The organism is Ruegeria sp. AB11 (assembly GCF_056536325.1).
This window is the reverse complement of record NZ_JBQFJO010000001.1, coordinates 2,655,210-2,665,854: the sequence shown is the minus strand read 5'-3', so window position 1 is coordinate 2,665,854 and position 10,645 is coordinate 2,655,210. Positions and strand designations below refer to the sequence as shown.

At 53.8% G+C, this 10,645-nt stretch carries 13 protein-coding genes; 5 read left to right on the top strand and 8 right to left on the bottom strand.

From position 1 onward, the window contains the following. Position 1 precedes the first annotated feature (1 nt). Entirely contained in the window at positions 2-235 is a 234-nt protein-coding gene (locus ACR3EJ_RS13420; RefSeq protein ID WP_170539495.1) for a sulfurtransferase TusA family protein, read from the bottom strand. Positions 236-340: 105 nt separating this feature from the next. Between ACR3EJ_RS13420 and ACR3EJ_RS13415 the strand changes: the two genes are divergently transcribed. From ACR3EJ_RS13415 to ACR3EJ_RS13400, 4 genes are all read left to right on the top strand, one after another. Next, positions 341-1,093, top strand: a complete 753-nt coding sequence (locus ACR3EJ_RS13415; RefSeq protein WP_010439928.1) for a cytochrome c biogenesis CcdA family protein — start codon at positions 341-343, stop codon at positions 1,091-1,093. Between the two features lie 87 nt (positions 1,094-1,180). Continuing rightward, the gene (locus ACR3EJ_RS13410) at positions 1,181-2,392 is read left to right on the top strand and encodes a hypothetical protein (RefSeq protein ID WP_170539498.1); all 1,212 of its coding nucleotides are present in this window, start codon (positions 1,181-1,183) and stop codon (positions 2,390-2,392) included. After that, positions 2,389-3,738 (top strand): cytochrome P450, encoded by a 1,350-nt coding sequence (locus tag ACR3EJ_RS13405; RefSeq protein WP_170539501.1) that lies wholly within the window; start codon positions 2,389-2,391, stop codon positions 3,736-3,738. The genes ACR3EJ_RS13410 and ACR3EJ_RS13405 overlap by 4 nt, the downstream gene beginning before the upstream one ends. Before the next feature lie 72 nt (positions 3,739-3,810). Further along, positions 3,811-4,692 (top strand): fructose bisphosphate aldolase, encoded by an 882-nt coding sequence (locus ACR3EJ_RS13400; protein ID WP_170539503.1) that lies wholly within the window; start codon positions 3,811-3,813, stop codon positions 4,690-4,692. Positions 4,693-4,704: 12 nt separating this feature from the next. On the opposite strand, the gene ACR3EJ_RS13395 is transcribed toward ACR3EJ_RS13400, so the two are convergent. From ACR3EJ_RS13395 to fumC, 4 genes are read right to left on the bottom strand one after another with little or no spacing between them, the layout of a single operon-like run. After that, positions 4,705-5,307 carry a DNA-3-methyladenine glycosylase I gene (locus ACR3EJ_RS13395; protein ID WP_170539505.1) on the bottom strand — a complete coding sequence of 201 codons (603 nt, stop codon included), beginning with the start codon at positions 5,305-5,307 and terminating at the stop codon, positions 4,705-4,707. Between the two features lie 59 nt (positions 5,308-5,366). After that, positions 5,367-5,588, bottom strand: a complete 222-nt coding sequence (locus tag ACR3EJ_RS13390; RefSeq protein ID WP_170539508.1) for a ribbon-helix-helix domain-containing protein — start codon at positions 5,586-5,588, stop codon at positions 5,367-5,369. After that, positions 5,585-5,761, bottom strand: a complete 177-nt coding sequence (locus tag ACR3EJ_RS13385; protein ID WP_010439938.1) for a DUF4169 family protein — start codon at positions 5,759-5,761, stop codon at positions 5,585-5,587. Before ACR3EJ_RS13385 ends, ACR3EJ_RS13390 begins: the two co-directional genes overlap by 4 nt. Further along, positions 5,761-7,155: a class II fumarate hydratase gene (gene fumC, locus ACR3EJ_RS13380; protein WP_170539511.1), complete on the bottom strand. Its 1,395-nt coding sequence runs from the start codon at positions 7,153-7,155 to the stop codon at positions 5,761-5,763. The genes ACR3EJ_RS13385 and fumC overlap by 1 nt, the downstream gene beginning before the upstream one ends. A gap of 207 nt (positions 7,156-7,362) precedes the next feature. On the opposite strand from fumC, the gene ACR3EJ_RS13375 reads away from it, so the two are divergent. Further along, entirely contained in the window at positions 7,363-7,926 is a 564-nt protein-coding gene (locus ACR3EJ_RS13375) for a hypothetical protein (protein ID WP_120981137.1), read from the top strand. A gap of 28 nt (positions 7,927-7,954) precedes the next feature. Here ACR3EJ_RS13375 and ACR3EJ_RS13370 read toward each other — a convergent pair whose 3' ends face one another. The 3 genes from ACR3EJ_RS13370 to ACR3EJ_RS13360 form a co-directional block, all read right to left on the bottom strand. Then, complete coding sequence (locus ACR3EJ_RS13370; protein WP_010439943.1) at positions 7,955-8,425, bottom strand: SspB family protein; 471 nt, start codon at positions 8,423-8,425, stop codon at positions 7,955-7,957. 76 nt (positions 8,426-8,501) lie between these two features. After that, positions 8,502-9,752: a chromate efflux transporter gene (gene chrA, locus ACR3EJ_RS13365; RefSeq protein ID WP_170539514.1), complete on the bottom strand. Its 1,251-nt coding sequence runs from the start codon at positions 9,750-9,752 to the stop codon at positions 8,502-8,504. Beyond that, positions 9,749-10,564 carry a chromate resistance protein ChrB domain-containing protein gene (locus ACR3EJ_RS13360; RefSeq protein WP_170539518.1) on the bottom strand — a complete coding sequence of 272 codons (816 nt, stop codon included), beginning with the start codon at positions 10,562-10,564 and terminating at the stop codon, positions 9,749-9,751. The genes chrA and ACR3EJ_RS13360 overlap by 4 nt, the downstream gene beginning before the upstream one ends. Between the last annotated feature and the right edge of the window lie 81 nt (positions 10,565-10,645).

The following is a 10,645-nucleotide window of genomic DNA, read 5'->3' as shown; positions in this document are numbered from 1 at the left end:
GCTAGTCGGATTTTCGGATCAAATAGATCTGATGACCATCTACACTGTCTTGTGAAATGAGCGTGTGACCCGCCACAGTACAGAAATGCGGCACGTCGATTATCGCCGCCGGATCATCAGCAAGCAGGCGCAGGACGCCACCTGCAGGTAAGGATTTAAGCCTTTTTCGGGCCTTGAGGACGGGTAGAGGGCATAACAATCCCAGCGCATCCAACGTATCTGTCTCATCTGTCATTCGGTTGAGATATTTCCAACAAGGGGCACTGTCCAGCGTGTAACCACGAGGATGTGACCGAATGGCCCCGTGACGAAACCCACTTGATACCATATGTGCTGATCCATGTTCGGAATTGAGATCATCGATGCAGGACTTTTACCTGCCATGTTTGTCGCCTTGCTCGGCGGGCTGATCAGCTTTTTGTCGCCCTGCGTGTTGCCGATTGTGCCCCCATATCTTGCGTATATGAGCGGCGTGACCATTCACGAGATGCAGGACGAGGCGCGTGCGCGGCGCAAGGCGACCCTGTCGGCACTTTTCTTTGTTCTGGGTCTGTCGACGGTATTTCTTCTGCTGGGCTTCACAGCATCGGCCTTTGGGGCGTTCGTACTCCAGAATCAGGTGCTTTTTGCTAAATTGTCAGGCGCGGTGGTGATTGTTTTTGGCCTGCACTTTCTGAATGTGTTCCGTATCCCTCTGTTAGATCGCGAAGCGCGCGTTGATGCGGGAGAATCCGGTGGTTCCGTATTCGGGGCCTATATTCTGGGCCTGGCGTTTGCTTTTGGCTGGACGCCCTGCATCGGTCCCCAACTGGGGGCAATCTTGTCGTTGGCCGCGTCAGAGGCGTCTGTCGCACGCGGCACGTTGTTACTAGGTGTTTATGCTGCAGGGCTGGGTATTCCGTTTCTTTTGGCCGCAATGTTCCTGAACCGCTCCATGGCCGTTATGAACCGTATCAAACCTCATATGGGTACGATCGAAAAGGTGATGGGTGGGTTGCTATTGTTCGTCGGTATCATGCTGATAACTGGGCTGTTCACGGAATTCAGCTGGTGGCTGCTTGAAACATTTCCAGCTTTGGCGAATTTTGGTTAACCCTCTGGCACTAAACGTGGATGGTTAAACGGCGGGTCTTACCTTGACCTTGCCGCTGCGCTAATCTGCGGATCAGAGGGCCGGGTCATGAGCAGTCAACAAACCCAACCACAGGTGCGCAAGCGCCGGGTGTTTTATATACCCGGCTATGATCCGATTCCCCCACGCCGCTATCGCGAACTCTATCGAAGAGAGAGCCGTTCCCAGGCCGCGATATCTGGTTACGAGATCGAAGTGATCGGCAAAACCGATGGTGGAGCCTATGGTTGGCGCGTTCTTTCACATCAAGACGGTGTATCTGTTGAGACCGAGATCGAGGTTTTGGTTTGGGCTGATATCGTTAAGGACAGCATGGCGCGCTCGATACTGGTGACGTATTTTCAGATGGTACAGACCGCCTGGATCTACATATCAACGGGAACGCTTTGGCGCCTTATGCAATTGCGCAAGGGTCCGGTTATCGCCGCACTATATCCGGTAGGAATGTTATTGGCTCAACTTGCGCTGGCTCTGCTGGTTGGGTGGGGTGTTGCTGTTGGGTTAGGCACGTTCATGTGGTGGTGGTCTGTGCTGCCTGCTGCTGTGGCCGTTTACGCTCTGATGCGCTGGTTTCGAGCGATCGACAACCGATTGTTCGCCTATTACCTGATGCATGACTATGCGCATTCCGCACGTTTAAAAGGTGCATATTCACCTGAGCTGACAACGCGGCTTGACCAGTTTTCAGATCAGATTTTGCAGGCCCTCGGATCTGACGTTGATGAGGTTTTGGTGGTCGGCCATAGCTCTGGGGCTCATCTTGGCGTGACAGCCCTGGCTGAGGTTCTAAGGAGGCAGGGCAAGATCGGCGGGCCGGCCTTGTCATTCCTGTCATTGGGGCAGGTCGTGCCGATGGTTTCCTTTTTGCCAAAGGCCCGCGCATTGCGGACCGATCTGCAATATCTCTCGGGTAGCGAGGGGCTGGCTTGGGTCGATGTTTCAGCACCCGGAGACGGCTGCGCCTTCGCTTTGTGTGATCCGGTGGCGGTTAGCGGAGTATCGCTACCCAACAAATGCTGGCCGCTGGTACTGTCTGCAGCGTTCACTCAAACTCTTTCACCCAAGCGCTGGAAAAAGCTCAGGTGGCGGTTCTTTCGGCTGCATTTCCAGTATCTGTGCGCGTTCGATAGGCCCAATGATTACGACTACTTCAAAATAACCGCGGGCCCGCAAACGCTGGGAGAAAGGTTTGCTAACCGAACACCTTCGCGTTCACGCATTGAACGCACCATTTCGAAACACACTACGGTGGCGGCATGAGGCCACCTAAACCTGCTTCACGGCCCGATAAGGTTTCACTCTGGCGGTATATGCGTTTGTTTCGACAAGACCTTCTGTCGGCGCAACCTCAACGTTTGTATCGGGCCTGGATGGCTGAGTTTCGGACGCCTTTCTTTCGATCGTTCCTGATCAACCAACCGGAACTGATCCGCACTGTGTTGAAAGATCGACCCGATGTGTTTCCCAAATCAAGCCGCATCAGCGAAGGTTTGCGCCCGCTGCTGGGGCAGTCCGTGTTTCTGACCAATGGGGCGGTCTGGAAGCAGCAGCGCAGGATCATCGATCCTGCGTTTGAAGGTGGCCGATTGAAAGACACATTTCCTGCGATGGTAGATGCGGCGCAAGCTTGCGTCGACAGGCTTGGGGTGCGGATTGGGCAGGACGTGGAATGTGAAGAGATCACCAGCCACGTGGCCGCAGATGTCATATTTAGAACCTTGTTCTCGGTTCCGATTGAGCATGAGGTAGCTGCGCAGGTTTTTGAAAAGTTCAGGATCTATCAGCGCGAACAACCTTTGTTGAACCTGGCAGCCTTTGTACCGATTCCCAGATGGGCCCCCCGGTTGCATTCGCGCAAGACGCGTCAGACCGCCCGACAAATACGCGCTCTGATCAGCCAACTAACACTTGACCGGGCAGCAGCAATCAAGAACGGAACGGCACCTGATGATCTCGCCACAAAGATCATGACGACTAACGATCCAGAGACAGGCAAATGCTTTGACGCGCAAGACATGGTCGATCAGGTCGCTATTTTCTTTCTCGCGGGGCATGAAACCAGTGCATCGGCGTTGGCATGGGCCCTGTATCTACTGGCCTTGTATCCCGATTGGCAGGATAAGCTGGCAGAAGAGGCGCAAGCGCTGGATACACCCGAGTTCTCGGCCATGTCCCACCTACGACTTAGCCGCGACGTATTTCGTGAGGCGCTGCGCCTGTATCCGCCTGTTCCAATGATGGTGCGTGAAGCCTCCTGTCCAGAAAAATTCCGTGACAGAGATATCCCGCAAAAATCTCAGATCGTGGTCAGCCCCTGGCATTTACATCGCCACGAACGCTTATGGGACAGACCAGACGAATTTGATCCCGGGCGATGGGCAACAGAGAACGGAAAGGCCTGTCAGCGTGACGCCTACATCCCATTTTCTGCCGGCCCTCGGGTTTGCACAGGCGCGGGGTTTGCCATGGTTGAGGGTCCACTCATACTGTCGATGCTGCTGCGTCGATATCGCTTTGAAACAATCGAAGGCAAAACGCCCGTACCGGTCGCACATCTGACCGTCAGATCAAAGGATGGGATTTGGTTGCGCCTAGTTGAGCGCTAACAAACTACCATCGTTCGTCGGCTTGCTGTATGCGGTTGGAAAATGCGGAATCATATTGAACGGGAATGAGTTATGTCGAAAGCAGAACAGCGCGCGCAGATGTCCGAAGGCGCAGGATTTATTGCAGCCCTGGATCAAAGCGGCGGTTCAACCCCGAAAGCACTGGCTTTGTATGGCGTTGATGCCTCTGGGTATAACTCGGACGAAGAGATGTTCGGAGAGATCCAGAAGATGCGCGCCCGGATCATTCTGGCAGAAGATTTCACCAAGGAGAAAGTGATTGGGGCGATCCTGTTCGAACGAACGCTAGGTGAAGAAATCGAAGGCAAGAAAGTCGCAGATTACTTGTGGTCGGTCAAAAACATCGTGCCATTTCTGAAGATCGACAAAGGGCTTGAGGATCAAGCCAATGGCGTTCAAATGATGAAGCCTATCCCGGGGCTGGCGGAAACCCTGTCCAACGCGGATGGCGTTTTCGGAACCAAGGAACGCTCGGTCATCCACGAAGCCAATGCGCAGGGCATCGCGGATGTTGTTGCACAGCAATTTGAAGTGGCCCGGGTCGTTACAGACGCATGCATGGTGCCGATTGTCGAGCCCGAAGTGAACATCCATTCGGAAACCAAAGCCGAGGCCGAAGACATCTTGAAATCAGAAATCCTGAAGAACCTCGATCAATTGGCCGAGGGGCAGGAGGTGATGCTGAAGCTGACCATTCCAAGTCAGGCCAACTTGTATGACGAGGTAGCCGACCACCCACGTGTCCTGCGCGTGGTTGCGCTGTCGGGTGGATATTCGACCGAGCAGGCTTGTGACCTGCTCGGCAAGAACGGCAAGATGATCGCGTCTTTCTCTCGCGCACTGACTGAAGGCTTGTCCAAGCAACAATCCGATGCGGATTTCAATGCAGCGCTCGGAAGCAACATTGACAATATCTACCGCGCCTCGATCTGATCGCAGGAGATTTTATTCTGGCTTGATGAAATCGCGGCGCATTTGCGTCGCTTTTTCGCGCATGGCACATCCAACTGCGTGATCATTGATCAACCCCATGGCCTGCATGAAGGCAAACACGGTCGTAGGACCGACGAATTTCCAGCCGCGTTTTTTCAGATCTTTCGACATCGCAATGGATTCTACCGAAGTGGATGCGCTTTGCGGGGCAGGTGGCGTCTCAGGCTCGTACCTCCAGACATACGCTGCCAATGATCCCTCAGCTTCGATTAGGTCCTGCACGCGGCCGGCGTTATTGATCACGGCTTCGATCTTGCCACGGTGACGTACGATGCCTTTGTCGTCCAGTAGACGATTGATATCTGCATCAGAAAACTCTGCTATCTTGTTGAAATCAAAGTTTCTAAACGCTGCTCTGAAATTCTCGCGTTTTGACAGAATGGTGCGCCAGCTCAGGCCCGACTGAAAGCTTTCGAGGCATAGTTTTTCAAACAACCGTCTGTCGTCGGAAACGGGATATCCCCATTCATTGTCATGATAGTCGAAGAATTCTGGGGCGGCGTTGCACCACGCGCACCGAGGTTTTCCATCTGGGCCCGTTGCCAAATCGCTCATGAATGTACCCCTTTTGTTCCCCATGAAGATAAGCGACTCTATTGGCTGAAATCAAGCAATCATTCAGATTGACGATACCAATTCAGAATGAACACGCGAATGGCCGAAGCTAACCCGGTTTCAGGATCACGTTCTGCATCAATATTTGCCGCCAGAACATTGATTGGAATATCTTTTTTCCGCGCAATGTCACGGAATGCCTGCCAGAATTCATCCTCAAGCGAAACGGATGTTCGATGACCTTGCAAGGTCAGAGAGCGTTTGACAGGCCGCCCGCTCATTCGTCGACCTTGTGACCGTCGAGGTCGCGGCGCTGGCGCATTTGCTCCAGCTTTACCACAGCTTTCTCGGATTTGGTCTGTCCGTGTTTCGCAGCGTTTGCATCTGCACGGGCCTTCTTTTCGGCCCGCGCTTTCTCTTTTCGATACCGGTTCAGGTTGACCGGCTTGCCCATCAGTTCTTGGGCCCGATCATCTTCTCCGGGCGGACAACTGCGTCGAAAGTTTCTTCATCGACAAAGCCCAATGCGATCGCTTCTTCCTTGAGCGTCGTGCCATTCTTGTGCGCCGTCTTGGCGACGGTCGTGGCGTTGTCATACCCGATGGTGGGGGCCAGAGCGGTCACCAGCATCAACGACTCTTTCATCAGTTTATCGATGCGCGGTTCATTGGCCTTGATGCCTAGTAGCATCCTTTCGGTAAAGCTGTCGGTCGCATCTCCCAACAGTTGGATGGATTGCAACAGGTTATACGACATCATCGGGTTATAGACATTCAGTTGGAAATGTCCTTGCGAGCCAGCAAACTTCATTGCTGCGTCATTGCCCATCACGTGCGCGGCCACCTGTGTCAACGCTTCGGCCTGGGTCGGATTGACCTTACCGGGCATGATGGACGAGCCGGGTTCATTCTCGGGCAGGATAAGTTCGCCTAGCCCCGAGCGGGGACCCGAACCTAACAGACGGATATCATTTGCGATTTTATAACAGGATCCGGCGATCGTGGCCAAAGCGCCGGACAAGAAGACCATGGCGTCATGAGCGGCCAACGCTTCGAATTTGTTTGGTGCAGTAACGAAGGGAAGGCCGGTGATTTCGGCCATATTCCTAGCGACAGCCTCGTCCCAACCGTCATGCGTATTCAATCCAGTACCAACGGCGGTGCCACCTTGTGCCAGTTCATAAATGCCGGGCATCGAGGTTTCGACCCGCGCAATCCCCTGACGAATCTGATGCGCGTAACCGCCGAATTCCTGTTCCAGTGTCAGTGGGGTGGCGTCCTGTGTGTGGGTGCGACCGATCTTGATGATCCCAGCGAACTCTTTCGCCTTGGCCTCCAGCGCAGACGCAAATTTCTCGAGCCCAGGCATCAGCACATCTCGTACACTCATTGCGGTGGCGATGTGCATAGCAGTAGGAAAGGTATCGTTCGAGGATTGACCCATGTTGCAATGATCGTTCGGATGCACTGGCTCTTTCGAGCCGATCACGCCACCCAAAATCTCGATCGCGCGGTTTGCGATGACCTCGTTCGAGTTCATGTTGGATTGAGTGCCCGATCCGGTTTGCCAGACGACCAAGGGGAAGTTGTCGTCAAACTTACCCTCGAATACTTCTCCTGCGGCCTGAATAATCGCGTCAGCGATCTTATCATCCAACTTGCCCGTCGCCTTGTTTTCTATTGCGCAGGCCTGCTTGATCACGCCCAGCGCACGCACAATTGCGACGGGCTGTTTTTCCCACCCGATTGGGAAGTTCATGATCGAGCGTTGTGTTTGTGCGCCCCAGTATTTATCGGCGGGCACCTCAAGAGGGCCAAAGCTGTCGGATTCGGTACGGGTTTTAGACATCGGTCGCTCCGGTCTGGTATGCAGTCGTATGCCGTTTAACCGCAGCGGGGCTGAGGCGCAATCGGCCAGTTGAGCGCACCTTAAACCTAGGCCAGACAAAGGTATAGACGAAGCGCCGCGCCAATTAATTTCTGTTAGCGAAAACAGTGCCATTGTGCGCAGACGGACTAAAGTTAGAATGTAGTTACATAGAGGACGGAGTCAGCCATGCGAGTATCATTTATGAACAGACCCCTGCATGCGGTTGCGTTGGCGTTTGCCGCATGTATCTGGCTGGCCGCATCTTTACAGCAAGCCAACGCGACCAACATTGAGCCTTTTGTCGGCGATTATACTGGATCTGCCGAAGTTGTTGACGCCGATGGTACTTCGACGCCTCGGGATATGAGTGTTTCAATCCATGAGATTAAAGGTGGTTTCAATGTAAGTTGGACCACCACGACCTACAAAGCAGATGGGCGCATCAAGGATGAGAAATATTCGGTTGATTTTCAAAGCTCGGATCGTGCGGATGTTTATTCTGCCGCGATGAAACGCAACGTGTTCGGGCACGAGGTGCCGCTTGACCCGATGAAAGGTGAACCTTTTGTCTGGGGCAGGATTGAAGGCGACACTTTGACCGTGTTTTCTTTGTTTATCGCAGAAAACGGAGGCTACGAGTTGCAACAGTTTGACCGGACCCTGGCAGATGGCGGTCTGGATCTGTCATTTTCGAGGTTCCGGGACGGAGTCAAATCACGCTCAGTCGAGACATTTTTGAAAAAGAAGTAAACCCCACATAAAGTGGGGCTTTATCTGATCACTTGCGGAAACTATCCAGCGAAACAACATCCGCATCATGATGCTGTGGTTCCGGTTCTTCTGCTTCCAGTTCGATTGGGGCTTCATCCGCCACAAAGACTTCGTCGTCCTCATCCTCGGGGCTTTCAAAGCGCAAGCCAAACTCGACCGAAGGGTCAACGAAGGTTTTTATTGCCATATACGGTATGTACAGCGGCTCAGGCGCATCGCCGAAATTCAGGGTGATCGAAAATCCTTCTTCACCGACTTCGAGATTCTCGAACCAATGCTGCATGACGATCGTCATTTCACCGGGATACCGCTCTCGTAGCCAGTCAGCCAGTTCAACGCCTTCATATCGTGTATCAAAGGTGATGAAGAAATGATGTGCTCCGGGCAGGCCAGTCTTGGACACATCCGTCAGGACGGTCTTGATCAGGCCCCGCATGGCCGTGTGCATCAGATTCCCGTAGTCGATGTCTTGCGACATGTTTGATCCTCGAAAGTGGTTAATACCAGCATAGTTCATTCGGACGGAAACGAAAGGCCGTGCTGGGCTGTATTGGTCACAAAAACTGCAACCCGATTCCGGCCAGAACCATAATTCCTAATGTGGTCGCTAAACCGGATTTCATACGGAAAATCAACAGGCCAGCTAACACCGTAAGAACAAGCGCTCTGATATCGAGCGTAGCAGGATCGGGCAGGGGGATTGACACAGGTCCCAATGACCAACCGGGGAGAGAGCCAAACAGAACGTTCAACCCAAACCACACGGAGAGGTTGAGAATCACTCCGACAACCGCAGCCGTGATGCCGTGCATAGCGGCCCCAAGCCGAGGGCGTGCTGCAATTCTGTCCAGTTGTGGCGCCGCGAGGAAGATCCAGAGGAAGCAGGGAACAAATGTCGCCCATAAAGCGACAACTCCGGCCGCTAGTGCAAGTGATGACCCTGCGGCAACCTGTCCAGTCAGCATCGCCACAAATTGCGTCACAAGGATTAGAGGTCCCGGCGTGGTTTCGGCCAGGCCAAGCGCGTCGATCATCTGATCCGTACTGATCCATTGGTATGTGTCCACAACGGTCTGGGTCATATAGGCCAGCACCGCATAAGCTCCTCCAAAGGTGACGACGGCAAGACGGGCAAAAAACCAGCCTAAGTCGCTGAGCAGTTCCTGCCCTGACAATTGCAGTAAAAACAAAGGTCCCAGCCACAAAATGAGCCAGAATACTGCCGTTTGAACGGGTTTGCCTAATGCCGGGCTTGCCTGGACGGCTGTAGGAGCTTGGCCTTTGGACGTGGCAAAGCCCCAAAGGGCCGCGCAGAAAATGATCAGAGGGAAGGGCAGGTTGAACAGAAATATTCCAAGAAACGCGAGCCCGGCGATCATCTGATGTTCGGTATCGGTCAACGCCTTTTTCGATAGATTACGCAAGGCTTGAAGAACGATGATAATGACGGTGGCCTTGATGCCCAAAAACCCCGCCTGAACCAGTGGCAATGTGCCATACGCTGCATACAACGCTACAAGTATTGCAATGACCAGCGCCCCGGGCAGGACAAACAAGCCACCTGCAATCAAGCCTCCGGTCACACCACGCAATCGCCAACCCGCGTATGTTGCCAGCTGCATGGCCTCGGGCCCCGGCAATAACATGCACAACGAAAGCGCACGCAGATAGGTTTGCTCGTCCAGCCAGGGGCGTTTCTCGACGAGTTCCTGATGCATCAGTGAAATCTGCGCCGCTGGCCCACCAAAGGACAAAAGCCCGATACGCCCGAAAACGCTGAACAACTCACGGTACGATGGTGTCATTTCCCGTGACCTGCTGGCCAGTCATGTGTTTCACCAGATCCATCCCGAGCCCATCGATAAAGCGCATCGTAGATATGCAGACCAGCCTCCAGTTGTTGCTGATCGTCCCGATATTGGCGCGACAGTCCGACCGATATTGCCAATAATCCAGCAGCTTCTGGCGCTAAATTATGCCTGTTGGTGTCAGCCGCGCGTATTATGGTGGCCAATCGGTCCATTGGTTCGGAATGCAGGTTGAACACGTCCAGCATGGTATCGAAGGTGCATTTCTCACCGCGATGGCTCCAGTCGACACCTTCAACGTCAAAGGGAGTGGCGCCGAAATGCTCCGCCACTCCCTGTATTTCGCCGGGCGCCACAAAAAGGAAGCGCGCTTGAGCGTCGACAAACCTTCGGATTAACCAAGGGCACGCAATGCGATCAATCTTGGGGCGATGTCGTGTCACCCAAATCGTAACGCCCTGGGCAATCTCAGGCAGGGCAGAAACAGGCACGGAGGGTGCCCCTGGCAGATCGCGCCAGGCAAACATGCCGCCCTCAAGATATTCGGACATTACGCCTTCGGATTGCAGCCAAGAGACGACACCCTGGCTTAGTTTCTTGCCTTTTTGGCAAATCACAACAGAAAAGCGATCTCCGATCCTTTCTCTGATTTTGTCAACATCTTTGAAAGAGCGACGAATAGCGCTCGGAACAAGCACAGGGTCGTCCGCAAAATCCGCCTCGGTTCGCACGTCGATAAGGACAGGCGCCTTGGGCGTACCGATTAAGCGAAGCAGTTGTCGGGGTGTTATTGCATTGGGGGCAGCCATTGCATGTTTCCTTGTGGCTTTGGATACATGCGAACTTGGGCTGCCGCCTCACGGGGTGTTCGCAAGCTTACCCCTTGAACC

Bases quoted from the DNA above. Each gene is read 5' to 3' on its own strand.
- ACR3EJ_RS13420 (WP_170539495.1), bottom strand. From the start codon at position 235: ATGACAGATGAGACAGATACGTTGGATGCGCTGGGATTGTTATGCCCT.
- ACR3EJ_RS13415 (WP_010439928.1), top strand. From the start codon at position 341: ATGTTCGGAATTGAGATCATCGATGCAGGACTTTTACCTGCCATGTTT.
- ACR3EJ_RS13410 (WP_170539498.1), top strand. From the start codon at position 1,181: ATGAGCAGTCAACAAACCCAACCACAGGTGCGCAAGCGCCGGGTGTTT.
- ACR3EJ_RS13405 (WP_170539501.1), top strand. From the start codon at position 2,389: ATGAGGCCACCTAAACCTGCTTCACGGCCCGATAAGGTTTCACTCTGG.
- ACR3EJ_RS13400 (WP_170539503.1), top strand. From the start codon at position 3,811: ATGTCGAAAGCAGAACAGCGCGCGCAGATGTCCGAAGGCGCAGGATTT.
- ACR3EJ_RS13395 (WP_170539505.1), bottom strand. From the start codon at position 5,307: ATGAGCGATTTGGCAACGGGCCCAGATGGAAAACCTCGGTGCGCGTGG.
- ACR3EJ_RS13390 (WP_170539508.1), bottom strand. From the start codon at position 5,588: ATGAGCGGGCGGCCTGTCAAACGCTCTCTGACCTTGCAAGGTCATCGA.
- ACR3EJ_RS13385 (WP_010439938.1), bottom strand. From the start codon at position 5,761: ATGGGCAAGCCGGTCAACCTGAACCGGTATCGAAAAGAGAAAGCGCGG.
- fumC (WP_170539511.1), bottom strand. From the start codon at position 7,155: ATGTCTAAAACCCGTACCGAATCCGACAGCTTTGGCCCTCTTGAGGTG.
- ACR3EJ_RS13375 (WP_120981137.1), top strand. From the start codon at position 7,363: ATGCGAGTATCATTTATGAACAGACCCCTGCATGCGGTTGCGTTGGCG.
- ACR3EJ_RS13370 (WP_010439943.1), bottom strand. From the start codon at position 8,425: ATGTCGCAAGACATCGACTACGGGAATCTGATGCACACGGCCATGCGG.
- chrA (WP_170539514.1), bottom strand. From the start codon at position 9,752: ATGACACCATCGTACCGTGAGTTGTTCAGCGTTTTCGGGCGTATCGGG.
- ACR3EJ_RS13360 (WP_170539518.1), bottom strand. From the start codon at position 10,564: ATGGCTGCCCCCAATGCAATAACACCCCGACAACTGCTTCGCTTAATC.